Origin of the sequence: Mariniflexile sp. HNIBRBA6329 (genome assembly GCF_043558645.1) — a bacterium.
Lineage (GTDB): Bacteria > Bacteroidota > Bacteroidia > Flavobacteriales > Flavobacteriaceae > Mariniflexile.
The window spans coordinates 1-25,810 of record NZ_JBIFXS010000023.1 but is presented as its reverse complement, the minus strand read 5'-3'; the positions used below and the strand labels follow the sequence as shown (position 1 = coordinate 25,810).

Sequence of the window (25,810 nt, the reverse complement as noted above, 5' to 3'; positions counted from 1 at the left end):
ATCATGAATGAGCCTAATGCCCCTTTGGGGCTAATCTGAAAATCAAAGCCTCCGTTTTTAACGGAGGTTTTTTACTAGTTATATACGCATGTTGTGCATAGTTTTTATTTCAATTCAGGTGGGTTTTTAATAGCCTTTTTTACTACTAATGCTACAGTTTCTTTAGTAATTCCTTTGTCTTTACAGTATTTACTGTCAAGCCATATTTTTAATAATTTAGCTCCTTTACTAGCATTACAAGACATACAACAAAGAGCAATATTGTCAGCTCCATTAATTCTTATGTCATTTACTATATGTTCCCAAGATTGTTTTGTTTTTCTTGAATTATCATTTTTTGTAAAAGTTACTCCGCAGTAAACACAAGATTTATCCCTTGCTAATACGGTATTTTCTACATCAATTGGAATTCCCCATTTATTCACCATATCTATTCACTATCAAAAAAATCATTATCAAGTTCTTTTACTTCATAAGTCATTTTAATCTGAACACCAACATTATATTGATGCATTAAATCAACTAGTTTAGAGCCATCAATCAATATTATTGTGTGATGAGCATCGTTTGCTTTTTTAATTGCTCCTTTGTCAAAAGTCGAAGTAGTTACGAAAACACCTTTTTGAGTGTCTCCACTCATCGCTCCGATAAAATTTCTTATATCTTTTTCTCGTACTTTGTTTTCTCCGTATCTTTTTGCTTGAATGTATATTTTGTCAAGTCCAAGTTTGTCTTCGTTAATTATTCCATCTATTCCTCCATCACCAGTTTTAGAAGTTTCAATAAAGTCACCATATCCCATTTTTTGTAATAATTTTAATATAACTCTTTCAAAATAAAAAGGGTCTATTGTCTTTAATTTTTCAAGAAGTTCATCTTTTACCTGAACATCTATTGAATTAAACCCTTCATCAATTAAATCTTGAGGTGAGGCATTTGAAATTTTAGTTGGTACTGAATTTTCTTTTGGATCTTCCTCGGTGTAAAATTCTAAGAAATTATCAGAACTTTCAACTTGTTTAAGTGTAAGATTATTTGAATTATGGGATTTTCCTTTTTCAGTGATTTTTACAAAACCTCTTTTCGGAAATTCTATATATCCACCTTTTTTTAGGTATGATTTTCCCCAAGCAATTCTATTAATAACTAACCTGTCTCCACTTTTTGTCTTTTGTTCTAGTTGTTCTTTAGTTAATTTAAAATAGAAATTGTCAATAACCTTTTGATACATTTCTCTTGCTTGTAAAGTTTCTCCATTCTCTAAAACCTTTAGAATAGGAATGAATGTTTCGTGAAATTTAGGTATTTCCATTTCGTTCGTTAAATTATGCACAACGTGTTATATAGTAATTTTTATTACTCATATCCCATAAATCTATTAGGATATAGTAAGCTTTTTGTTACTGTTATCTTGTAAAGATAAAATTATTTTATGTAAAAAAATACGCCATATATTTCTTTTGCTAAAAGTTAATTTGGTTTACGGTATGTGCGTTGGGGATTACTCATACATCTCTATTTTAAAAATTGAAATAGTGAATGCTCCGCATTAGCAGTGGCATCCTTTTGTTTTTAAGCGAGATTGAAATTATCTTTGAAATATACTCTTGCTTTGGTAGTGGATTCCTGCTTTCGCAGGAATGACAAAAAACAAAAGATGTAGCCCTTCGACTGCGCTCAGGATAAATTTCAAGCCCGATCCGGTTCCTGAACTTGTTTCAGGATAAAGGTAACGCTCACCAAAAATGCTATTTAAAAATGGGGACTTTAAAGTTTATGCCGGTTTGAAAATCGGGCGCATTATTTACATACAGGTCTTCTTTGAAATATAGAGACATGGTGAAGTTTGGTCTGCCATAAGTGTAAATAAAAGTCCAAAAGGATAATTTAGTATATAATGTAGAAAAACCATTGTGCCAACCGGCATTTATTTCTTGCCATTTGCCAATAAGTCTATAATAATCGGCTTCTTTTTGTTGGTTATAACTAGATTGAATTTGGTAGTTAACACTAAAGGCATTATAGTTTTTTTTCTTTGTGTATTTTGAGATTTGTAAATCGGCTTCAACAGTTCCTAAATAGGGATTGTTGCCCAAATCGACCACGTCTTTAAAATTGATGAGATTTTTTCTTAATACATTTATACCCACACCAGCATTAAATTCGTAGTTGTTTTTAAATGCTATTTTTTTAACAGCATTTGCTGATAGACCGAAATCTAAAGAACTATTATATTTAGATGTGTTAATACCTAAATGACTCCCGAAATTGAGGTATATATTTTTAGCATTCAGTTTTGAAAATGTTGGATAATAATGATGGTTAAATTCGATACCACTTAAAAAGAAATCGTTGTTGTAGAGTTCAAGAGTGTTTCCGTATCTGTCTTGATACTTGAAATTTACTTGATTTAAACCGTAATAGCGCCTCCCGTAGGGGTCTTCTCCGCCAGCAATATTGCTGTGGAACCATTCAATACTTTCGTCGCTTGTGAAAGGTGAAAAGGGGTGTTTTCCCTTGGTAATTAAACAGGAACGAAGCGAAACATTTAGATCGTGTTTTTTTGCTAAAGAGAAATTAATGCCCAATCTAAATTCTTTAATTACGGCATCAATAACAATGTTCATATAATCTGCAGGTGTGGTTTCTTGGTTTTCAAAATGAAAATTTCTATGGTACCAAATTAACTTGCTTTGTTCTTTTTGCACTTCGGGGTCTTTTGGTATGTAGGTTTCTACAAAAGGATGGAAGTTGTTTCCACTAGCGGAATTAAACTCAATAGTTGTGTTTTTTTGAGATACTATTTTGAAATTGGTATTAATTCGAGCACTGAAAATTCCAAAGTGATGTGTGCTTAAAATATTAGGTTTTTCAATGCCATTTTTAAACGATATACTGTCTTGTTGTTGGGCTGATAAGATGAAGCAGAAACCGCAAGTAATTATAAGTATAATATTTTTTAGCATTTTGTAAAAATATAGAAAGTTTTAAAACTTGCGAAGTTAAGTTTTTGTAATGTAGTGGTTTTGTTTTTAGTTTAAAAGAGAGTTTTGTTTTCTTAAAAAATTAACATTTGATACCGTTTGTCTTAAAGAAGGTTTAAAATTTCGATTTCTTATGTTAAACATTTCTAAATAGTTTTAGTACATGGGAAAAATTACTTCCCTTTGTATAGTTATTTATTGGAAACAGATAATAATTACATAGTGGTTATTAGTTTAGTAATAAATTAAGTTTAGTTGGTTAGTTTGTAAAAGCCCAGTAATTCTAGAATTACTGGGCTTTTTATTTTTAAGTATTAAAGTATTTGTTCTTCGCCATTATTAAAATGAAATTGAATAAGCTTATATAAATGTTCTTTTTTAAATGGTTTGGTAAGGTAGTTGTTCATGCCGTTTTCAATGGCTTTGTTAATAGCTTCGGTGGTAACATTGGCTGAGAGTCCAAAAATAATAACATCTTTATCGGATTCCCTTATAATACGCGTAGCTTCCCAACCATCCATTTCAGGCATGTGTATATCCATAAAAATGAGTTGATACTCTTTTTCTTTAACTTTGGTCAAGGCTGCTTTACCATTTTCCGCGGTATCTGGATTGATGCCAATATCTTCAAGAAATTTTCTTAGAACGATAATGTTTAAATTGTTATCATCGGCAATCAATACATTTATATCAGTAGTATTAAAGGTTTTTTTAATATCAGAGTGTTTTATGATTTCTTCTGTTATATCGAATAAAAAGGATGCTGTAAATTTTGAGCCTATTTGATGTTCACTTTCAACAGAGATTTCTCCTCCCATCATTGATACCAGATTTTCGCAAATAGCCAAACCAAGCCCACTACCTTCGTGTTGTTTTTTTACACTGTTTTCAATTTGGGTAAACCTATTAAAAATAGTGTCTAATTTATCTTTTGGAATGCCAATGCCCGTATCTTCAATACTAACAATGAGTTTTAATTTGTTTTCTATAACGGTTTCAGAACAGGTAATGGTAACCCCGCCTTGTTTGGTGAATTTTAAAGCGTTTTTTAGTATGTTATTTACAACTTGTAGTAGTTTGCTGGAATCGCCAACAACAGTTAAATCTAGGATTTTATCAAAATTAGATTTTAAATAAAGGTTCTTTTTTACAAATAAAAACTGGTTAACTTCTACCAGTTCCTTTATTTTTTTAACAGGATTAAATACATTTCTAACCAATTCTGTTTTTCCAGATTCTATTTTATCTATTTCTAAAATATCATTAACAAGGTTTAAAAGGTTGTTGGAAGATTTGTCCATTAAATCAACATATTCTTTATGAGTGTCGTTTAATTTTTCATCTTTTAAAAGCTCAATAAAACCGATGATAGCATGTAAAGGCGTTCTGATTTCATGACTCATATTCGATAAAAAATCAGTTTTAGCTTGTGAAGCCTTATTGGCTCTGTTTTTTTCGGTATTTAATTGTTCGTTTAATTTGGTTAGGGTTAAATTAGATTCTATGGCTTGCTTATTCACTTTTCTGGCTTTTAAGTAAAAGTAAACAAGTGATGAAACTATAAAAGCTAGAAATATTCCTGTAATGAAGGCGATGTTGATTATCATTTTTCCTTCAGCTAATAACAATTTTTCTGATGGATAAATATTAAAATGCCATGTCTTTTCTTTTTGTTCATCAATTTGGATGGTGTTTGTGTAAACAATTTTTCGGTTTGTTTTAAGCCTTATCGAATTATTTACTTGATAGAAAAGATTGTCTTTGTCGTCATAAAGTTTCACTGCATATTGATCTTCTAGATAATTAACTAATCTATCAAAATCACTTGTAAAGTTCATGCCAGCAGTTATAGTGCCCTGAAAAGAATTGTTGAAATATACAGGTACATCCACCAGAAAGGCATTGCCAGACTGTGTTAATTTTAACCAAGAAGTAATGTTGGTTTTGCCGCTTTTAGAATGGTTAATCCATTCGTCTTTGCGATAATCGAGTTTAGAAATATCTAGGTTTATGGCTTTTTCATTGCCTTTTAATGGTGATATTTTTCTAATTATCATCAAACTGTCAATCCATTCAATAAACTTAAAAGAATTGTGTTGTTTTAAAAGTAAATTGGCATCGTGTTCCCAGTTTTTAAAGTAGTCACCATTTGTAAATTCTAATCTGCTTTTAACATTTTCAAGTTTAGAAATGTCTGTACGGATAATGTTGTTAAATTCTTTTGAAATTAATTTCCCGGTGTGCAGTAAATCTTCTTCTATAACAGCGTAGTGCTTGTTTATAGCAGTAAAGTATATAGAGACGGTAAGTGTTGAGAGTATAAAAAAAATGATAATAGCAATTATTAAATCTAATTGTATTTTCTTAATCATAATAAGTTATTACCATTTTTTTTATTTTTTATTTTAAGTGAGTTTATGATTTTTAGTTGTTACGAAATAAATTCAACTACTAAATCATCATCCGTTTTTGTAACGCTGGCTAATTTATGTTTGGTCAATCCTTTGATGCCTTTATCCCAAGCTTTGTTGCTTAGGCCTGATTGCGATTTTAATTCGTTTAAAGATATGCTTTTTTGAGTTTTTAAAATTTCGAAGATGGCTTTTTCAGCATCACTCAATTCCACAGCTTTTTTTTCTGGGCGCATTTGCGGGAAAAACAATACTTCTTGTATAGATGGATTGTTAGTTAAAAACATTATCAATCTGTCCATACCTATTCCCATACCCGATGTTGGTGGCATACCGTATTCCAAAGCACGCAAAAAGTCGTAATCGATGGTTCCAGTTGCTTCGTCATCACCTTTTTTGGCAAGTTCCATTTGGTGTTCAAAACGTTCGCGTTGGTCAATGGGGTCGTTAAGTTCTGAATAGGCATTGGCTACTTCTTTACCACAAACCATCAATTCGAAACGCTCGGTTAATTCTGGGTTTTCTCGGTGTTCTTTACATAGCGGACTCATCTCCTTTGGGTAGTCTGTAATGTAAGTAGGTTGTATGTAGTTGCCCTCACATTTTTCGCCAAAAATTTCATCAATCAGTTTTCCTTTACCCATGGTGTCGTCTACTTCAATGCCCATGCCCTTGGCAGCAGCTCTAATTTCATCTTCGGTTTTTCCGGTAATATCAAAACCAGTAAATTCTTTAATAGAATCTGCCATGGTTACTCTTGCGTAAGGTGCTTTAAAATCTATTTCGTGTTTTCCAAAAGTAGCTTTTGTGGTACCGTTTACGGCAATGGCGCAATGTTCAAGCAAGCGCTCGCAAAAATCCATCATCCAGTTGTAATCTTTATACGCTACGTAAATTTCCATAGCGGTAAACTCTGGGTTGTGGGTACGGTCCATACCTTCGTTTCTGAAGTTTTTAGAAAACTCATAAACACCATCAAACCCGCCAACAATCAATCGTTTTAAATACAATTCATTGGCAATTCGCATATATAAAGGAATATCTAAGGCATTGTGGTGTGTTATAAATGGACGCGCCGCAGCACCACCAGGAATGGGTTGCAATACAGGAGTTTCTACTTCAAAATAACCAGCATCATTAAAAAATTGACGCATGGCATTGAATAATTTGGTGCGCTTTACAAATACGTTTTTTACCTGAGGGTTTACGACTAAATCGGCATAACGTTGTCTGTAACGTTGCTCTGGGTCGGTAAACGCATCAAACACAACACCGTCTTTTTCTTTAGGTAGCGGTAGTGGTTTTAAAGCTTTACTTAGTAAGGTAAAGTCTTTTACTCGCACACTTTTTTCACCAACTTGTGTGGTAAATAATTCGCCTTCAATACCAACAAAGTCTCCAAAGTCCAATAGCTTTTTAAAAACTTCGTTGTATTTTTCTTTATCATCACCAGGGCAAATTTCATCACGGTTAAAATACACTTGTATTTTTCCTTCTGCATCTTGTAAATCGGCAAAACTTGCTTTTCCCTGTACCTTTATCATCATCAAACGACCAGCAATAACTACCTTTTTGCCTACTTCAAAGTGGTCTTTTATTTGTTTTGATGTGTGTGAAACCGGGTATAAATCGGCAGGATAGGGGTTAATCCCCAACTCGCGTAACTTTGCTAATTTTTCTCTTCGTACTAATTCTTGCTCTGATAACTGCGACATATTCTAAATTTCTGAGTATTTTTTTAAAGGCACAAAGATAAACATTTGATTACGAATTACGATTTTAGAATTACTAATTTTTAAGCTTGTAAACTTTACATACAGTGTAACAAAAAGCATGAATTTCCGACTCATAGGAAAATCATCAATCTAAAATCATCAATCAAAAAATTATTATGAGTTTCTGGAGAGTTTTACTGTCTATCATTTGTCCACCTTTGGCCGTTATAGATAAAGGTTGCGGTTCTATTATTATTGTTTTTATTTTGTCGGTTTGTGGCTGGGTTCCAGGTGTTATTGCAGCCTTGGTCATTCTTAATAATCCAAAAAATTAAACCTATATTTGCTGCAGAATTTTAAACATAATAATTTATGAGAAGGTTTTTTGTTCTTTTTTGTTTGGTCGTTTTATCAACCTTTGTTAGTTGTCAGTTTTCCGAAAATATTTATATAAACGCCGACGGTTCTGGTAAAATGGAATTTTCGTTTGATGGTAGCCAACTCATGCAAATGGCGGGCGATAAAATGGGAGAAAGCCAAGAAAAAGCCATCGATTCTACCTTTAGTTTCAAGGAATTGTTCAGTACCATGAAAGATAGTATTTCGAAATTATCGGAAGAAGAACAGCAAAAATTAAAGCGTTTAGAGCCCTTTAATATGCACATGGTCATGGATCCAAAAACTTCAAAAATGAACTTTGAAATGTTTACCGATTTTAAAAATGTAAACGAACTACAGGATATGTTTAAAGCCATGAAAAGTTTTGGAGATTTAAAAGGCAAGGAGAAGACTGGTGCTGATAATAATCCGTTTTCGTCTTTTGGAGGCGATGGTACAACCGAACTTGATTACAAATACGACGGGAAAACTTTCAAACGTACCGCGAAAATATTAGATAAAGAAGCTTATAAGCAAGTAACCGATAGCATCGGGCAAATGGCTATGATGTTTGGGTCTTCAACCTACAAGTTGAATTATCATTTTCCAAAGCCTATTAAATCGGTTTCAAATGAAACAGCGATGTATAGTGCCGATAGAAAAACCGTTACTGTGGAATATGATTTTATGGATTACATTGCGAACCCCGAAGCTTTAAATTTAGAAGTTGTATTAGAAGATTAAAACTTTGAACAAAACCATTGAAATACAAGACCTAGGCTTAAAAGATTATAAAGATACTTGGGATTACCAAGAACAACTTTTTAAAGGTATTGTAGATGCTAAAATTAAAAACAGGCGCGACAATACACAGCTTAAAACCAATAATTACTTCCTTTTTGTAGAGCATCCGCATGTTTATACCTTGGGTAAAAGTGGCGATATTTCTAATTTATTGGTAGATGAAGCCCAATTGAAAGCTAAAAATGCTAGTTTTTATAAAGTTAATAGAGGTGGCGATATTACCTATCATGGCCCAGGTCAAATAGTGGGTTATCCCATTTTAGATTTGGATAATTTTTTTACTGATATCCATAAATACTTACGGTTTTTAGAAGAAATGATTATACTTACCCTTGCTGAATATGGCCTAAAAGCCGAAAGGAGCCCAGGAGAAACCGGTGTTTGGCTAGATGTAGGTACACCGTTTGCCAGAAAAATTTGTGCTATGGGTGTGCGTGCCAGCCGATGGGTAACCATGCATGGTTTTGCCATGAACGTTAATGCCAATTTAGGATATTTCGATTTAATGATTCCGTGTGGTATTCGTGGAAAAGCTGTAACCTCTTTAAATGTAGAACTTGGTGTTGCTACTGTTGATGAAGCTGAAGTAAAAGAAAAACTGTTGAAACACTTTAGTGCGCTTTTTGAAGCTGAGTTTTTAAGGTAGTTTGTTTAATGTACTTGAGTGTGATTTCTTACCGCGTTTAAGCACGAAATTTAGCAAATACAAACCAGATAGAAAATCTGCTAGGGTTTCCGTAAGTAATATATAACCAGACAACTAATTTTGTATTTTATGTTCGTTTCATCTGAAATATGCATGGAATTATATAAGGGCTTATTATATTTTTATTTACTTTAGTTCTTTGCAAGAAGAATTTTAAAATGAAGAAACTATTGTTTTTAAAGCCGATTATAATCTTTATCATGATAGGAATTATCATTACTACATGTAGCAGATTAATGCTTTTTATATGGTTTTCAGAAAGAGTAATAGAAGTTGAAAACTACTGGCTTATTTTTCCAATTGGCCTAAGAATAGATTTAATTCTATTATCTTATATTGCAATTCTACCTTGCCTTTTAATAGTGTTGTTGCCAGATAACTGGTTAAATAAGATAGGTAAGTTTATTAGGTATTACTTTATTGCTTTTTTGTTTTTACTGCTGTTAATGGAACTATCTACCCCCAATTTTTTATTACAGTATGATACAAGACCAAATCGTCTTTTTGTTGAATATTTAGTATATCCTAGAGAAGTCTTTGGTATGTTATTTAAAAGTTTTTTTTGGATTATGTCTATTGCACTTTTAGTGCTATTGGTTTTTGGATATTTATTCTTTAAAAAATCTAAGCAGTGGTTTGAAATTTTGCCGGCTAGTTCATATAAGTTTAAGCTTTTAATGCTACCAATAGTTGCTTTTTTATTGTTTTTTGGGGCACGTTCTAGTTTAACCTCAAAACGACCGATAAATGCAAGTGATGCTGTTTTTTCTACAGACCAATTTACAAATTGTCTTGCCTTAAATTCATTATATACCGTAGGTTTTGCAATATATTCTTTAAAAGATGAAGAAAATATAGTAAAAATGTATGGTGAGCTACCTATAGATGAAGCTTTAAGTAGGGTTAAAAAGTATATGACCACAACTGATTCTGACTTTAAGAATAAAGAAATTCCGCTATTGCACTTACAGAAAAGCACTCATAAAAGAGAGAAACCTTATAATTTAGTTATTTTTTTGCAAGAAAGTCTTGGAGCTGAATACGTTGGTTCACTTGGCGGATTACCATTAACTCCAAATTTTGATGCATTAACAAAGGAAGGATTGTTATTTACAAATTTATATGCCACAGGAACACGAAGTGTAAGAGGTATTGAGGCACTCACCACTGGTTTTTTGCCAACACCTTCAAAAAGTGTCGTGAAATTAGGGAAGTCTCAAAATGGTTTTTTTACGCTTGCAGATGCCTTAAAACGGAAAGGCTATCAAACAAGTTTTGTATATGGAGGTTCAGCCAATTTTGATGATATGGCATCTTTTTTTAATGGAAATGGTTTTGATAATATTATAGATGAAAAAGATTATGCAAAAAGCGATTATGATTTTAAAGGAAATTGGGGTGTTTCCGATGAATCACTAATTAAAAAAGGAAATCAATTATATGCCTCTTATAAAGATAAACCTTTTTTTTCTTTAATGTTTTCTAGTTCAAATCACGAGCCTTTTGAATTTCCTAATGGAAAAATTGAATTATATGATAAGAAAAAAAACACTGTAAATAATGCCATAAAATATGCAGATTATGCTATTGGAGAATTCTTTAAACTTGCAAAAAATGAGGCATACTATAACAATACTGTTTTTATTGTTATTGCCGATCATAATACTAGAACTTGGGGAAAGGATTTAATACCAGTAAACAAGTTTCATATTCCAGCATTAATAATTGCCCCTAATATTGGAGAAGGAATTACTTATGATAAACTGTGTAGTCAATTAGATATTCCACCAACATTGTTAGATATTATAGGTATTGATATAGAAACACCTATGGTTGGTCGTAATATTTATGAATTAAACGAAGATACAAAAGGAAGATCAATTATGCAGTTTTATACTACAAATGCATTTAGAGTAGGGAATGATTTAATCGTGCTTCAATCTGGTAAAAACCCCGTTCAGTTTAAAATTGATGAGAATGATAATTTAAGTCCATCAACACTTAATAACGATTTAGCAAAAGATGCATTAGGTCACATTATTACAGCTTCAAATCAATATACTTCAAGAATATATAAATTACCTAATTAAGAAAAGTAAAATAATACATGAAAGATTTCATTGTATTGAAGGATGACAAAAAAATTTTAAATATGTTTTTTAAGGATGTTTTTCTTCATAAAATCAAGCAAATAATTTTAATTCTCCACATTAAAAAACACCTTATAATAATGCATTTTCTTTTCATCATCGTAGCCACGTTCTAAATATTCACTAGAAGCTTCGGGCGCATCAATATCTAGTTTTATTTGTATGTTGGTGTCTAGTTTAATATCGGTTTTAATCTTTTTCTTTTCCTTATTCACAACAGCTTCGGCAACGTCAAATTGATTTCTAATAACTAGGTTTTGCTCGCCTTCAAAGGTTTTTTTGTAATCGTCAAATAGGTTTTTGTGCTTGTCTTCTTCAAAAATTTCATCTTTAAAACGCTCAACGTTTACTACTTCATTTTCTTTAAAAAAGTCGATGGTTTTTGCTAAAAAGGTGTTTTGTTCTTGTGCGCCATAGGTTGTTTTTAAAATTTCGGTGGAGAATTCTTTACAAAGTTCTATGTATTGTTGCGTATGGTTATTGGCATCGTCGGCATATTTAATGTTTAAAAACTGGTTTAACCAATATTGCGCATCATAACTATTATTGTCTACGCTTAATATAATATTGCCTTCGGTATCGGTTTGGTTTAAAATAAGGCAGCCTTTATCTACTTTTTTACTGCTGATTCCTTTTTGTACCAATACGTCGTAGCTGTTGTTTTCTAAATAAGTTTGAAAGAAATTGACTTTGCTTTCAATTTTAAAAATCCCTAAGGCGTTTGTGGTTATTTCGTTAAACTCGATGCCTTCAAACATCACCACCAAAACATCGCCTGTTTTTATTTGTGCTGATGTAGATTGTTCATATAAATGGGTTACTATGTGTTTTGAAACGTCTATAAAAGCTTCTTCGTCATTAAAAATTTGTGTGCTATAACTATTGATTTCGTTTAATGAAATGTTGGCATGGTGGTTAAACCTGTAGCTTTGTACCACACTTCCAAAAGGTCTTAACAAAAAAGGTAGCATGAGGTCGTAACTGGCTTCGTCAAAATCTACTAGTTTTTCTGAAAAAGCATTTTTGGTATCGTTAAATTTATTGCCAACTTTGTGAATGATGAATTTTGAAATGGACGCGTTTTTTCTTGAAATCATGGTTTGTTTATTAAGAATGCAATAGTACTAATTTCAAAAGAGAAACCATAAAAAAAAGAACGCCAAAGCATGACACCCTGACGTTCTCAGATTCGAGGACTTTCGATTTGGTTATCGTTATGTTTTTTCAATAAAGCACACAAGAAAATATCAGTAAGCGCAAAAAGGCATACTGAAAATTCATACTATGATTTGTAATTGTTTTTTTAATAAGGTTGATGATAGCTGCCTTAAAGATAAAAATTACTTTTTTATGCACAAAGAGCTATATGAAAATTCTTTATCTTACCAAATTGCAAATGAGTAAATTAGGTCTTAATTGATACGGTAAAGCAGTATGGAATTGTTATCGCCTTTAGTTACAAACTCCAAACTTTGGTTCTTATCAATGTTATCCAAAGCTATTTCTGAATTGCCGTACACAGGGAAGCTAGGAATTAAATTTCCTAAGCTATCATACATATATACTTTTTGAGTTTGTAAATCGGTGATGGCTACATAAATTTTGTCCTTAATATAAAACAATTCCGGTCTTGTGTAACTGCCAAAATCTAGTTCTACAGCATTGGTTTTTATGGTTAGTTTGTTTTCTTTAAGTGTTACCAATGTTTTACTACTTGCTTCTAAACTGTGTTTTTCTGAAAGATTTAAATTTTGGGTTGAAACGCCTCCTCTAGTATCTACAGAAATTAATTGTCCGTTTAAAGTTGTTGTAGTAAAGGTGTTGTTGTATAAAAAGACAGGTTGGTTTGAAAAATTACTCGATGTTTTTGGTTTAATTCGTGTATTTCCAACTCTATCTATTATATACATAGTGTTTTGGGTTTTAAAAATAATATAGTCTTTACTGCTTATTCTAAAATGTTTTGGTTGATTGATAATAGCATCATCAGCCGATTTAAAATTGAAACCACTAACAGTTTTAAGGTTTTTATCATACATCAAAATGTTTTTTCCTTGTGTAACCAGCAGGCGATAATCTTTATTTTTATCATAATCGAAAACCGATAAAGGTTGTGTGATTTCATCATTGAATTTTCCAGGGAACGGTGCTACATCTTTACCGTTTCTGTCTATAACATAAACGCGGTTTGGTGTTGCGAATGCTAATTGCAAACGCCCGTTTTTGAAAATATCTATTTGTTCAATGGTTCCTAAAACAGAACCTTCCAATTGTTTTTTCCAAAGAATTTTTCCTTTGTTCGAAATTAGATAAAGGTTATTTTTAATGTCTTGAACAACAATTTCTTTTTCTTTAGTAAGATGATTGGTTACAAATTGTGGTTTGGTTAAAATATCGGTTCCCAATTTAATGTTCAATTCTTCTGAAACCGAATTTTGTATTACCGTTGCTTTACTCTTCTTTATAATAGCATTTAAATGCGCAAAATTGGTATCGTATATAAATTGTAATGCCGATGTGCTATAATTGCTGAAAGAATCGTCTAATGCATCTTTAAAATTCTTACTTAATATCGATTTTAAAGATTGGCTATTGGTTACAAGTAAAAGTGAAGACGCATTGCTTAATTGTTCTTTAACTTTCTTGAAAGTTTCAGATTCGCTAAAGGTGGTTTTGTTTTGATAGCTTGCAATGATACTTTGCAGCAATTCTAAATTATCTGAAAACACAAAAAAGTTATCTAAAATGCAATATTTATTGGCTTTGATGTTTTTAATTAAAGGCGAAAAGGTATAGCTAAATAAACTAGGTTGACTGAAACTGTAAATTTCAATGCCTCTATAATTTGCAACAATGGTTTGCTCGCCAATCAAAGCATCTTCTGTGGCAATAAAATCTATAGAATTTAAAGCAATCGCACGATTTTCATTTTGATAAATAGTGCCCACTTCTATAATATTATCAAAAAGTGGAGAACTACTCGCAATAGAATCCTGCTTATTAAAGGTTTTTAAATTGCCTTCAATAGTTTTGAAATTCTTGAAAGTGAAACTCATAAAGGCATCGCTATCAAAAGGTGCGATATTTTGAATTTGGTTTTCTTGCGGAATGGTGCCTTTAAAAACGTTGTTCAAGATTTTTGTAGAATCGATAGCTTTCGTAATACCGTTAATATAAAGGTAGTCTTGGTTTACATCAACATCAATGGCTATATAGCTGGTAACTGCTTTTAAGTTTAACGCTTCTTCAATAAAAAACGATTTTATAAAAGGCGAGTTGGTGTTTATTATAATTGAAAATGTTTTGTCGTTACTGGTAGAATTGTAAATTTTCACCAATTCCTCATTCATATTCGGGTTTGAAAGCGCAGTATTAATAATGTTTTTAGAAGATGCCGCAAAAAACGTACTATCTATTACGGTGCTGTAAAACGTGTTGTTGTTGAAGGTTGATTTTGTTAGCGTTTGGTTTTCGTATTCTAGTGTTTCTTCCATATAATTTTTAATGGAATCTCTTTTGAATAATTGCGGGGTAAATTTGGTGATAATTGAATATTGTAAGCTATCGCTATCATCATTTGAAAAGCAAATTAGCAATTCGCCATTTGGCTTTAAAAGCTTTAAGTTTTCAAGTTTAGCCTCTAAATTTTTATAAGCAGATGTTTTTGAGAATTTATTTAGAAAATCACTATTGTTAATACTGCTTTTTAAATCTTCAAGATTAGATGTTTTTATAATAATAGATGCGTCTTGTGGAACAAAATCGATAAGATTGGTACGATTTTTTCTATCGTTTGTACAGCTAAAAACAAAAAACAATAAGAGGGTAAAAGCTAAGAATCTCATAAAACGAATTAATTTATACAAACCTACATATTTTTCAATTTATAGTGTATAAAAAGAATGTAATCTGTTATTCTTTTTTACATGACCCAACACCTAACATCTAAAACTTATCAAATATCAAATTTCAATTGTTCGGGCAATAACCGAAACGATTTTCTGTGGTACTTGGTAATTCCATATTTGCGTATGGCTTCTCGGTGCTCTTTAGTAGGGTAGCCCTTGTTTTGTTTCCAGTTGTACATGGGGAATTCTTCATGAATGGTATTCATATATGCGTCCCTATACGTTTTTGCCAATACCGAAGCCGCGGCAATACTTAAATATTTACCATCACCCTTTATAATGGTTTCAAAGGGAATGTTGCCACAAGGTTTAAATCTGTTGCCATCAACTATAATGAATTCTGGTTTTGGTGTTAATTGGTTAATAGATTTGTGCATGGCCAGAATAGAGGCGTTCAATATGTTTATTTGGTCAATTTCCTCTTGAAATACATGCGAAATACCAAAAGTTAATGCGTCCAGTTCTATAATAGGTCTTAGTAAATCTCTTTTGTGTTCACTAAGTTGTTTGGAATCGTTTAAAATCGAATTTTTAAAATTTGGAGAAAGTATTACAGCCGCGGCAGTAACGGGACCTGCTAAACATCCACGTCCAGCCTCGTCTGTACCACATTCTAAATGAAAATTTGAATGGTTTTTTAATAGCATATTTTTTAAATATTGACAAATTTATAGTTTTTATTTAATAGATTAGTTGTTTCTAAAAACCTATTTTATGGATGACAAATAATCATGTTTTATTCGATTCTGTTTAATCTTTTTCATGAAATTTGGTTAAGCGCTGAATATTCTTTAAACAAAACGGATGAAAAGTGAATTTTAATACATTTATTTGATCTTTTAATTTGTTTCTTTAAGATAATATTAAGATATTCGTTTTTGACTAACTCAAATAATTATTGTATGAAATTAAAGTTGACGGGTTTGTTAATGCTTTTCATGGCATTTTCAATACAGTTGTCTTATGCCCAAGACAAAACAATCACAGGAAAAATAACGGATGCCGATGGGTTGCCTCTTGCAAGTGCAACCATTATTGTTGACGGAACAAGTAAAGGTGTTGTGTCCGACTTTGATGGAAACTATTCAATAACTGCTACTCCAAACAGTGTATTGAAAATTAGTTTTATTGGTATGAAAACCCAATTGATACAAGTGGGTTCCAACACCACCATCAATGTTGTTTTAACTGAAGATTTAGAAAGTTTAGATACCGTAGTGGTAACTGGTTATCAAAAGATTGACCGAAAACTCTTTACAGGTTCTGCATCTACACTTAAAGCAAGTGACATTAAATTGGAAGGTGTTGCTGATATTAGTAGAGGCTTGCAAGGTCAAGTAGCAGGAGTTGAGATTGAAAACGTATCGGGAACTTTTGGTACGGCACCTGTAGTAAGAATTAGAGGTAATGCATCTATTAACGGTGCAAATAAACCCCTATGGGTGATTGATGGCGTTGTTTTAGAGGATGCAGTTGAATTATCTAATCAAGACATTACTACGGGTAATCTTGAGACCATACTTAGTTCTTCAACCGCAGGTATTGGTCCTGATGATATAGAAACTTTTACAGTTTTAAAAGACGCATCGGCCACCGCACAATATGGTGCTAGAGCATTAAATGGTGTAATTGTTATTACTACAAAAAGAGGAAAAACAGGTAAGCCTTCCATCAATTTCACTACAAGTTTAACTACTAGAAATAAACCTAGTTACAGTCAATTTAATATCCTAAGTTCAGGAGATGAAATGAGTGTTTATCAAGAATTGTATGAAAAAGGTTGGATAGATATAGCTAATTCAAATACAGCAAGAAATCATGGTGTTTTTTCTGATATGTTTTATAAGATCACAAATAATGAGTTGGCTTGGGGACCCGGTGGATCTCCAAATTATAATTATTTACAGCGTTATTCTAATGCAAATACAGATTGGTTTGATGTTCTGTTTAAGGACTCTTTTGTTTATACAAACACATTCAGCATTAGTTCGGGTACAGATAAAGCTAGGTACAGAGCTTCAGTAAGTTCTTTAAAAGATGAAGGACAATCAATTGCTGACAATGTTAAAAATTATACAACTAATTTAAACGCTGATTTTAATTTGTCAGATGACTTTGTATTAGGTTTCAAATTAACAGCAAATGTTAGAGATCAAAGAATAGCTGCATCTCAAGACAGGGAGTTTGATGCACTTTCTGGTGTTTACGAAAGAAATTTTGATATCAATCCATTCAATTTTGCTTTGTATTCAAGTAGAAGTATGACGCCTTATGATGAGAATGGCAATCTTCAGTACTTTAGAAGAAACTGGGCGCCATTTAACATACTGCACGAGGTAGATAATAATTATGTTGATTTAGATTTGATTGATTTGTCGCTTCAAACCAATTTGGAATGGAAAATAAACAAAGATCTAACATTCAATACCGTACTGCAAGCACGTAGATACAGAAGCTCGGCAGTACAAACAATTCATGAAAATTCCAATAATGCAGCAGCTTACAGAGCGGATAGCCCATTGGTAAGAAACAGTAACATATTTTTATTTGATGACCCAGATGCTCCAGAGCTAGAGCCATATTCTGTTTTGCCAAATGGAGGTTTCAGAAAAACAACAGATAATTCACTGGATAACCTATTCATGCGAAACTCTCTTAATTATTCGCGTAATTTTGCTGATATACATCAAGTAGATTTATTATTAGGTCAAGAAATTAGATCCAGTAATAGAACAGAAGAATTCAATGATGGTTGGGGGTATTTATTTGATAAAGGAGGTTTAATTTTAAGTGATCCTAATTTTATTAGATTTTTGGATAGTAGAGGAGAAGATTATTTCAGGGTTGAAGAAACCAAAAATAGAGCATGGGGTATGTTTTCTACAGCGGCTTATTCTTATGATAGTAGATACATAATAAATGGAACTTATACCTATTTTGGTGATAATAGAACAGGTAATTCCAGAGCAGCCCGATATTTGCCTACATGGAATTTAAGTGGAGCATGGAATATTCATCGAGAGTCATTTATGAATAATGCAAGTTGGGTGAATTTATTAAAACTAAAATCCACCTATGGGCTTTCAGGGTCTAACCCTTATAATGCTAGTGCAGGATTAATTGTTTTTGGAGTGGAGCCTTTAAGACCCCAAGCTACCGAAAGAGAAATTGCATTACTTATAGATCAATTGGAAAATTCCGAGTTAACTTTTGAAAAACTATACGAATGGAATATAGGTTTGGAAACAGCATTTTTCAACAATCGTTTAGGAATAGAAGTAGAGTATTACCAAAGAAAGTCTGAAGACCTAATTGGGTTCGTTGAAACCAATGGTGTTGGTGGTGAAGGCATTAAACTTGGTAATATTGGAAAGTTAGATCGTGATGGTTTTGAGGTAAGCCTTAGAACAACCAACATTGAAACTAGTAATTTTAATTGGACGTCTAATTTTAATTTTAGCCATTCTAAAAGCGAAATAACAGAATGGGATGCAAGAGACCGTATAGGAGATGCTATAAGTAGAAATGGCGGTAACTTTGTGGGTTATCCAGCAGGAGCATTGTTTTCAATTCCTTTTGCAGGTCTAGATTCTAACGGGATACCCACTTTTTATGACGAAGATGGTGAAATCATTCAAACACTCAATTTACAAGAAAGAGAAGATGTATTGAAACACGTTAAATATGATGGACCAACAGAACCAGTATTCTTTGGAGGTTTTAATAACACATTTTCTTATAAAAATTTAAGTCTAAATGTTGGATTTGCCTATAGGGGAGGAAACAAAATTCGTTTAGATGATGTATACGATGTGCGTTTAAGTGATGGATCTGCTAGATTGTATGATGATTTCAGTTCATTATCTGGCGATTTAATAAACAGATGGTCATTGCCTGGAGATGAAAACATAACAAGCATTCCTTCAATACTTACCGAAACAGCAACTCAAGCACTAAGAAGTCAAGGGTTAAATCCGTACGACTTATATAACAAGAGTGATATTAGAGTTGCCGATGGCGATTTTGTTAGGCTTAAAAACATCAGATTAAGCTATAATTTACCTAAAAGTATCATTGATAAAACTAAAATGAAATCTGGTTCTATCAGTTTGTCAGCTCATAATTTATGGCTTATATATTCAGATGATAAATTAAACGGTGTAGATCCAGAGTTTTTTCAATCAGGTGGGGTTTCCTTGCCTTTAACAAGTACATATACTTTTACCCTTAATTTAAATTTTTAATGCTATGAAAAAAAGATTTATACTTACATTAATAATAATCGGGTCATTAGTGTCATGTGATTCCTATTTAGATGAAGTTCCAGATAACAGACAAACTATAAAAACATTAGATGACGTTTCAGAAATTTTGGTATCTGCATATTCCGAGGCCATTTACAGTTTTGTAGAGTGGAAATCGGACAACGCTACCTATATAAAAGAAAATACCCAATTTGATTGGTCTACAGAACTTTATAGTTACAGACCCGTAGTATCTGAAGAAGATCAAGATACGCCAACTTATTTATGGGATAATAATTATCAAGCAATAGCACACGCAAACCAAGCATTAGCTGCACTTGAAGAAATTGAAGGAGGTGATGCAGATTTTAGAAATGCTTTAACGGGTGAAGCATTAATAACCAGAGCTTATAACCATTTTATGCTGGCAAATGTGTTTTGTCAACATTACAGCGAAGGAAACAAAGGCGCATTGGGATTACCTTATATTACAAAACCTGAAACAAAATTACAAGTATCTTATGATCGTGGAACTTTAGAAGAAACATATAATCTTATTGAAAAGGATTTATTGGATGGTTTGCCTTTAATTTCAGATAAGTATTATGTAGGCACAGGTAAGTATCATTTTAATAAAAATGCAGCTTACGCCTTTGCATCCCGTTATTTTTTGTTCAAAGGAGATTACGAAAAGTGTATTGAGTATTCTAATAAAATTCTTGGAAACGGAGTTGTTAGTACTGCCTACATAAGAGATATGGATGCCGTATTTGCAGGTTCAGGATCAGTTGCAATAGCCAATCGATTTACGGATGTTACAGACCCAACAAATTTAATGGTGGTTAGAAAGCAAAGTGTCATGGTAAATAGATATACAAGAGGGTATCAAGCAAACACAAATACTTTTGTTAATATTTTTGTTCAAAACAGACCGCAAGGAGCCACTACCGATCAGCGTGATTTGCGTTACGGTTTCAGCTCATCATCTGCGAGGGCACAACCTAAATACACCGAACTATTTGAATATACAACATCAACCACTGGTTTTCCATATTTTATCATGCCAGAACTACGCAGTGAAGAAGTTGTTTTAAATAGAATGGAATCTTATGTAAGGTTAAATAGGTTAACCGATGCACTTAACGACTATAATGTAATGGCGCCTCAAAGATACAATAACGGAGGCCAACTGCAACTATCTGCAATAGTAGCATACTATGGTGGAACAGAACAAGAAGCTATGCTTGAATTTGTTATAGGGGAAAGAAGAAAAGAGTTTTTAAGAGAAGGTTTAAGATGGTTTGATATTAAACGATTAGGTTTGGAAGTATACCATATTATACTAACCGATTCTAATGGAAATGTATCCAAAGATGTAACATTGGAGGCTGCTGATGCTAGAAAAGCAGAACAAATTCCTGCTAAAGCTATAGCTAATGGAATTGAAGAAAATCCAGGTTATTAATTGAGGAATCATATAAATTTACTTTAACAAGTCAATAATTAAAGAGATGAAAAAAACAATTAAATATATTATATTAACAATCATTTTGGTTCAATTCACACAATGTACCACCAATGATAGTAATGGGCAGTACGATCCGCCCTCCGATCCAGTTATTTCACATCCAAATGATATTTATTTATATGCTAATGGTGGAAAAAGTTTATTTGAAAGGTACAACACGGCTACAAGATGGAGATGGAATGATAATTTTATAGATCCAACACAAAGAGCCACACCCGTAGAGTCAGACTTTGTAATACCAACAAGTAAGCTTGTAGATTATTTATGGGTAGGTCCTTACACAACTTCAAGTGGTACTGCTGAAAATTTCATAAAAGAACTATTCCCAGCTGAATTAGTGTATATAGGATCCTATATTTATAACGATGACGGTACTATACTTTTAGGATATGCAGAAGGAGGTGCTAGAGTTACCTTATTAAATTTGAATAGTTTAGATTTTCAAAATAGAAATTGGTTAGCTAACCCAGGAGGAGGTGTTTTAGCTACCGTGCATCATGAATTTTCGCACATTGTACATCAAAATTATGGAATTCCAGTTGGTTTCAATACTATTTCAGACACATATCTTGGAAATAACTGGAGTAATGGTGTAACTAGGGATGATGCCATTAAATTAGGAATGGTTCGAAACTACGGAACCCTAAATGAGTATGAGGATTTTTGTGAAATAATCTCGCATTTTTTAGTAGTAGATCAAGCTACTTTTGAAGCCGATTTTATAAACCAACAAGATTGTTCAACACTTACCGATGCTAATGCTATTGTTAATTGTAGAGAACTTAATGAGGGAAGGAAATTAATCAAACAAAAAGTAGATTTAGTTCTTGAATTTTACAAAAACAACTTTAATATTGATCTAGAGGTAGTGAGAGATACTTTACAGTCAAGATTGAATAATTTAGTTGCAACTGGTGTTATTCCAGATTAATTTTATTTAAAGCTTATAAAAAAATATAAAAATGGAAAAAGTATATAAATTAATTAAAAGCATCATTGTACTTGCTGTTTTGGTTTTGGCAGTTAGTTGTACAGATAATGATGTAGAACCACTTTTTGAACAATCAATAAACGAAAGAACAGAAGCTTTAAAAGCAGAATATCTAGATATTTTAAAAGCACCTACAGATGGTTGGATAGGTTACTATTCTCCTAATGAAACTTTTGGTGCTTATACAGTGTTAATGAAGTTTGATGCTAATGGAGATGTAGATATAAAATCTGATTATGAGTTTGGTAATCAAGATAATAAGATTACATATAGAATTGATAAAACACTTAAAATTGAATTGGTGTTAGAGTCTTTTTCGGTATTCTCCAGTATTTTCTCATTAAACAATAATAATAATGGAGGAGAATTTGTATTCAACATTTTATCTGCAACTGCCGATGAGGTTGTGTTGGAAAGCAAACTTGATTTTGGTGATGACATTACCATCTTAACTTTGCGTAAAGCAACACCAGCAGATTTCGATTTCGCCCCCGTTTATGCATCGGCAAACAAAATTGCAGGTGAGTGTTCTGATTCGGTTTTCCGAAACATTTTGTTCAATAATGAAGCTCTTGCAGCATTTTCATTCAATTCAGATACAAGGTTAATTACACTAAACTATTTTGAGAATAATGTAAAATTAAATTTGAATGTTCCTGCAGTGGTTACTCCAACAGGTTTTAATTTGTTAAACCCTGTTACCATAAATAATGTAACAATATCAAGTTTTACTTTTGATGATTCGTCAGGTGAGTATATTAATGCAGCAGATAATTTAAGGCTAATTAATGACGATTTGCCGCTAAGATTGACTAATGATTTGGCTGAATTAAACGCTCCAAATAGATTGGCCATTTTTGCTAATGAATTTAGATTTGGTACTAATCCTTTAACCAGTTGTGCTTGGGATGCTATGATTCAGCAGGTAGATGCAAATTTAAGAACTCAAGGTTTTACCTATACAGGGGTACAATTGCGCACAAATTATAACGCCACATCAACCACCGATCCAAATTCCAGGATTGTACTGTTAGTGCAACGACTAAGTGATGGCTTAGCAACATCTGGATCATATTATATCAAAATAGAGAATAAAGATAATTTAGTGTTTGTAACCTCTACAGGTTTTGCAACAGGTAATGGTAATTTCTTTGCCGCTAGTGCAGCTCCATTATTAAACTTTTTCTTAAGTTCCAAAGGATTGGTGTATTCAGACGAGGGATCTTTTAGTTCAGATCTGTTTAATTATTCAAACGAGGCCGGTACATTTACAAGTGTAGATAATCCTTCTTTAAGAACTTATGGGTTATTTTATCAATAAAAAATTTCGTTATTTTAAATAAACAAAGCCAGCAATTATTGCTGGCTTTGTTTATTTAAAATATTTACGCTCATTTAACGTTCAAATAATTACTTTTGCTTCGGGAAAAATCAATTTTAGTAGGAGGGTAACGAAAATAACGTTATCTACTCAAGTTTTGCATATGGTAAGGATATCTAATAAAAAAAGGGTAAATAAAAATAAGCATTTAGTTAATCTGTTTTTAGTGCTTTTTTTAATACTACAATGCAGCCAACTTTTCGCACAAAATAAACCAAAAAAACCAAGTCGATTGGGGCGTGAGCTAGGTCTTACACCCAACGATTCATTAGCAAAAGAGAAACTTCCAAAAATTAAAGATTATCTAATCATTTCTCATGTTAACGATACAACGCATGTAGATACCACATTATCAATAAAAAAAGAATATAAATTTAATTACTTAAGAAAAGATAATTTCGGGTTGATGCCTTTTTCAAATTTGGGACAAACCTATAATAGCCTTACATATAATTTTCAAAATATCAGTTTAATGCCAAGTTTCGGTGCGCAAGCAAAGCATTTCTTTTACATGGAAGTTGAAGATATTAATTATTACCGTGTGCCAACACCTTTAACCGAGCTCTATTTTAAAACCGCATTCGAGCAAGGGCAGCAAACCGATGCTTTTTTTACAGTAAACACATCGCCCCAGTTTAATTTTTCAATAGCCTATAAAGGATTGCGTTCATTGGGCAAATACCAAAACATATTGTCAAGTAGTGGTAATTTTAGGTTTACATCAAATTATCAGTCTAAGAATAACCGATATAATGCAAAAGGACACATTGTGACCCAAGATTTGCTAAACCAAGAAAACGGAGGTTTGCAGGACGACAATGTAGTGTATTTTGAAACTGGCGATCCTGAATTTCTAGACCGTTCCATACTAGAAGTTAATTTTCAAAATGCCGAAAACCTATTAAAAGCCAAGCGTTATTATTTAAACCATACTTACCATATATTAAGGAAAAGAGATTCACTGTCTAAAAACAAACTAAGTTTAGGACACATAATGAATTTTGAAGATAAATATTATCAGTTCAACCAAACTGCGGCAAACAATTTTTTTGGTGATGCTTTTAAAACTACAACACTAAAAGACCGTTCAACACTCGAGCATTTTTATAATCAATTGCAATTAAACTACAGTAACAATATACTAGGAGACTTACAGTTCAATATAAGCAACAACAATTATAATTATGGTTACGATAAGGTAGTCGTTTTAAATGGAAACACAATTACCAACCGATTAAAAGGAAATGTATTCTCGGCAGGAGGAAAGTACAATAAACAATACAGAGGTTTTCAATTAAATGGCGAATTAGGCGTCAACGTATCCGGAGATTTCGCTGGTAACTTCTTAAAAGGAACAGCAACGTTCAAATTAAATGAAGATATTGCAGCATCAGCATCTTTAAACCACAGTTCAAAAGCACCAAATTACAATGCCTTATTATATCAAAGCGATTATGTAAACTATAATTGGCAAAACAACTTCAATAATATCAAAACGCAGCAACTGGCATTTCAATTAAAATATAAAAGTTTAGCCAACATCACGCTAGACCTTAATACAATAAACGACTACGTTTATTTCAAAATGGACGAAACAAGCCAACAAGTAAGGCCATTCCAAAACAACACAACCATCACCTATTTAAGAGCAAAGTTCGAAAACGAACTAAAACTAGGTAAGTTTGCTCTAAACAATACCATCATGTACCAAAATAAGGAAGACAATAACAACGTTCTGAACGTGCCACAACTCACCACGCGAAACACCTTGTATTTCTCCAGCCATCTATTCAAAAAAGCCATGTACCTACAAACAGGTGTTACCCTAAATTACTTTACCGAGTATTACATGAACGCCTACAATCCGTTATTAGCAGAATTTTACGTGCAAACAAACCAAAAATACGGAGGCTTTCCTATGTTAGATTTCTTTATAAACGCAAAAATCCGTCAAACAAGAATCTATTTTAAGGCTGAACATTTCAACTCATCATTCACAGGTTATAATTATTATTCAGCACCAAACAATCCTTATCGCGATTTTATAATCCGTTTTGGTCTCGTTTGGAATTTCTTTTTATAGTTTTTTCGCTGGGCGTTGCCCCGATAAGATCGGGGTCGGGCTATGCGCTTCAAGTCCTCGCTCGTTGCCTCGCTGTGGGCTTTCCGCTGCTATCCCTAACGCGCGCCTTGGCAAAGTGCACTATATATAATGGGGGACATGCCATTTTCGCCAGGAGCACTGTATTATAGTAGAAACAATATGTTGTACATATATATAGGTTAAAACAGAACAAGAACATATAGTATTTGGGAAAACTGAGGCCCCAATCACGTTACGCGCCCCAAAACGAACGGTCCCCATCCAATTTTCGTGCCCAATCCACCCAAAGCGCACTTCACAAAGCCTACCGCAAAAGCCCCAAGCCCCCCACGGATGCAAAAAACTCAATACGTAACTTATTGAGAACCACCCAGAAGAAAAAAAAGGCACAAAAAAAGCAAAAAAAGTATAAAAAATCCATTGCGGAATCGGAAAAGGATAGTATGTTTGCAGCCGCTAAAAACGGCAGTAGTCGTAGAGGCAAACGTTCATAAACAGGTTGGGTA

The 25,810-nt window shown here is 32.7% G+C and carries 18 protein-coding genes; 9 read left to right on the top strand and 9 right to left on the bottom strand.

Features of this window, described 5'->3' with window-relative positions; translation table 11 throughout:
• Positions 1-104: 104 nt before the first annotated feature.
• The 5 genes from ACGK9U_RS15590 to lysS form a co-directional block, all read right to left on the bottom strand.
• The gene (locus ACGK9U_RS15590) at positions 105-428 is read right to left on the bottom strand and encodes an HNH endonuclease (RefSeq protein ID WP_394467458.1); all 324 of its coding nucleotides are present in this window, start codon (positions 426-428) and stop codon (positions 105-107) included.
• Between the two features lie 2 nt (positions 429-430).
• Entirely contained in the window at positions 431-1,312 is an 882-nt protein-coding gene (locus ACGK9U_RS15585; protein WP_394467456.1) for a restriction endonuclease, read from the bottom strand.
• Positions 1,313-1,748: 436 nt separating this feature from the next.
• Entirely contained in the window at positions 1,749-2,966 is a 1,218-nt protein-coding gene (locus ACGK9U_RS15580) for a hypothetical protein (RefSeq protein WP_394467454.1), read from the bottom strand.
• Positions 2,967-3,298: 332 nt separating this feature from the next.
• Positions 3,299-5,356, bottom strand: a complete 2,058-nt coding sequence (locus tag ACGK9U_RS15575; protein WP_394467452.1) for an ATP-binding protein — start codon at positions 5,354-5,356, stop codon at positions 3,299-3,301.
• Between the two features lie 59 nt (positions 5,357-5,415).
• A complete protein-coding gene (gene lysS, locus ACGK9U_RS15570; protein WP_394467451.1) occupies positions 5,416-7,110 on the bottom strand; it encodes a lysine--tRNA ligase in 1,695 nt (564 codons plus the stop codon).
• Between the two features lie 176 nt (positions 7,111-7,286).
• On the opposite strand from lysS, the gene ACGK9U_RS15565 reads away from it, so the two are divergent.
• The 4 genes from ACGK9U_RS15565 to ACGK9U_RS15550 all read left to right on the top strand — a co-directional run bounded on the left by ACGK9U_RS15565 (position 7,287) and on the right by ACGK9U_RS15550 (position 11,088).
• On the top strand, positions 7,287-7,445 hold the full coding sequence (locus tag ACGK9U_RS15565) for a YqaE/Pmp3 family membrane protein (protein WP_394467450.1): 159 nt from the start codon (positions 7,287-7,289) through the stop codon (positions 7,443-7,445).
• Between the two features lie 37 nt (positions 7,446-7,482).
• Entirely contained in the window at positions 7,483-8,232 is a 750-nt protein-coding gene (locus ACGK9U_RS15560) for a hypothetical protein (protein ID WP_394467449.1), read from the top strand.
• Positions 8,233-8,236: 4 nt separating this feature from the next.
• Positions 8,237-8,938, top strand: a complete 702-nt coding sequence (lipB, locus tag ACGK9U_RS15555; protein WP_394467448.1) for a lipoyl(octanoyl) transferase LipB — start codon at positions 8,237-8,239, stop codon at positions 8,936-8,938.
• A gap of 260 nt (positions 8,939-9,198) precedes the next feature.
• Positions 9,199-11,088, top strand: a complete 1,890-nt coding sequence (locus tag ACGK9U_RS15550) for an LTA synthase family protein (RefSeq protein ID WP_394467447.1) — start codon at positions 9,199-9,201, stop codon at positions 11,086-11,088.
• 107 nt (positions 11,089-11,195) lie between these two features.
• On the opposite strand, the gene ACGK9U_RS15545 is transcribed toward ACGK9U_RS15550, so the two are convergent.
• The 3 genes from ACGK9U_RS15545 to ACGK9U_RS15535 form a co-directional block, all read right to left on the bottom strand.
• Positions 11,196-12,245, bottom strand: a complete 1,050-nt coding sequence (locus tag ACGK9U_RS15545) for a nucleoid-associated protein (protein WP_394467446.1) — start codon at positions 12,243-12,245, stop codon at positions 11,196-11,198.
• 315 nt (positions 12,246-12,560) lie between these two features.
• On the bottom strand, positions 12,561-14,993 hold the full coding sequence (locus ACGK9U_RS15540; RefSeq protein ID WP_394467445.1) for a ribonuclease HII: 2,433 nt from the start codon (positions 14,991-14,993) through the stop codon (positions 12,561-12,563).
• Between the two features lie 110 nt (positions 14,994-15,103).
• Complete coding sequence (locus ACGK9U_RS15535) at positions 15,104-15,703, bottom strand: ribonuclease HII (protein WP_394467443.1); 600 nt, start codon at positions 15,701-15,703, stop codon at positions 15,104-15,106.
• A 255-nt stretch (positions 15,704-15,958) separates the two neighbouring features.
• Here ACGK9U_RS15535 and ACGK9U_RS15530 point away from each other — a divergent pair, with 255 nt between their 5' ends.
• The 5 genes from ACGK9U_RS15530 (at position 15,959) to ACGK9U_RS15510 (ending at position 25,283) form a co-directional block, all read left to right on the top strand.
• Positions 15,959-19,300, top strand: a complete 3,342-nt coding sequence (locus ACGK9U_RS15530) for a SusC/RagA family TonB-linked outer membrane protein (RefSeq protein WP_394467442.1) — start codon at positions 15,959-15,961, stop codon at positions 19,298-19,300.
• A 4-nt stretch (positions 19,301-19,304) separates the two neighbouring features.
• Positions 19,305-20,765 (top strand): RagB/SusD family nutrient uptake outer membrane protein, encoded by a 1,461-nt coding sequence (locus tag ACGK9U_RS15525; protein WP_394467441.1) that lies wholly within the window; start codon positions 19,305-19,307, stop codon positions 20,763-20,765.
• Positions 20,766-20,811: 46 nt separating this feature from the next.
• Positions 20,812-21,759: a substrate import-associated zinc metallohydrolase lipoprotein gene (locus ACGK9U_RS15520; protein WP_394467439.1), complete on the top strand. Its 948-nt coding sequence runs from the start codon at positions 20,812-20,814 to the stop codon at positions 21,757-21,759.
• A gap of 31 nt (positions 21,760-21,790) precedes the next feature.
• Complete coding sequence (locus ACGK9U_RS15515; protein WP_394467438.1) at positions 21,791-23,140, top strand: DUF4302 domain-containing protein; 1,350 nt, start codon at positions 21,791-21,793, stop codon at positions 23,138-23,140.
• Between the two features lie 292 nt (positions 23,141-23,432).
• Positions 23,433-25,283 (top strand): putative porin, encoded by a 1,851-nt coding sequence (locus ACGK9U_RS15510; protein ID WP_394467437.1) that lies wholly within the window; start codon positions 23,433-23,435, stop codon positions 25,281-25,283.
• Between the two features lie 325 nt (positions 25,284-25,608).
• On the opposite strand, the gene ACGK9U_RS15505 is transcribed toward ACGK9U_RS15510, so the two are convergent.
• A partial coding sequence (locus tag ACGK9U_RS15505; protein ID WP_394467436.1) for a hypothetical protein occupies positions 25,609-25,810 on the bottom strand: 202 nt, incomplete at its 5' end.

Coding starts and splice junctions, on each gene's coding strand:
- ACGK9U_RS15590 (WP_394467458.1), bottom strand. CDS start 428: ATGGTGAATAAATGGGGAATTCCAATTGATGTAGAAAATACCGTATTA.
- ACGK9U_RS15575 (WP_394467452.1), bottom strand. CDS start 5,356: ATGATTAAGAAAATACAATTAGATTTAATAATTGCTATTATCATTTTT.
- lysS (WP_394467451.1), bottom strand. CDS start 7,110: ATGTCGCAGTTATCAGAGCAAGAATTAGTACGAAGAGAAAAATTAGCA.
- ACGK9U_RS15525 (WP_394467441.1), top strand. CDS start 19,305: ATGAAAAAAAGATTTATACTTACATTAATAATAATCGGGTCATTAGTG.
- ACGK9U_RS15580 (WP_394467454.1), bottom strand. CDS start 2,966: ATGCTAAAAAATATTATACTTATAATTACTTGCGGTTTCTGCTTCATC.
- ACGK9U_RS15535 (WP_394467443.1), bottom strand. CDS start 15,703: ATGCTATTAAAAAACCATTCAAATTTTCATTTAGAATGTGGTACAGAC.
- ACGK9U_RS15550 (WP_394467447.1), top strand. CDS start 9,199: ATGATAGGAATTATCATTACTACATGTAGCAGATTAATGCTTTTTATA.
- ACGK9U_RS15530 (WP_394467442.1), top strand. CDS start 15,959: ATGAAATTAAAGTTGACGGGTTTGTTAATGCTTTTCATGGCATTTTCA.
- ACGK9U_RS15520 (WP_394467439.1), top strand. CDS start 20,812: ATGAAAAAAACAATTAAATATATTATATTAACAATCATTTTGGTTCAA.
- ACGK9U_RS15560 (WP_394467449.1), top strand. CDS start 7,483: ATGAGAAGGTTTTTTGTTCTTTTTTGTTTGGTCGTTTTATCAACCTTT.
- ACGK9U_RS15540 (WP_394467445.1), bottom strand. CDS start 14,993: ATGAGATTCTTAGCTTTTACCCTCTTATTGTTTTTTGTTTTTAGCTGT.
- ACGK9U_RS15545 (WP_394467446.1), bottom strand. CDS start 12,245: ATGATTTCAAGAAAAAACGCGTCCATTTCAAAATTCATCATTCACAAA.
- ACGK9U_RS15585 (WP_394467456.1), bottom strand. CDS start 1,312: ATGGAAATACCTAAATTTCACGAAACATTCATTCCTATTCTAAAGGTT.
- ACGK9U_RS15565 (WP_394467450.1), top strand. CDS start 7,287: ATGAGTTTCTGGAGAGTTTTACTGTCTATCATTTGTCCACCTTTGGCC.
- ACGK9U_RS15515 (WP_394467438.1), top strand. CDS start 21,791: ATGGAAAAAGTATATAAATTAATTAAAAGCATCATTGTACTTGCTGTT.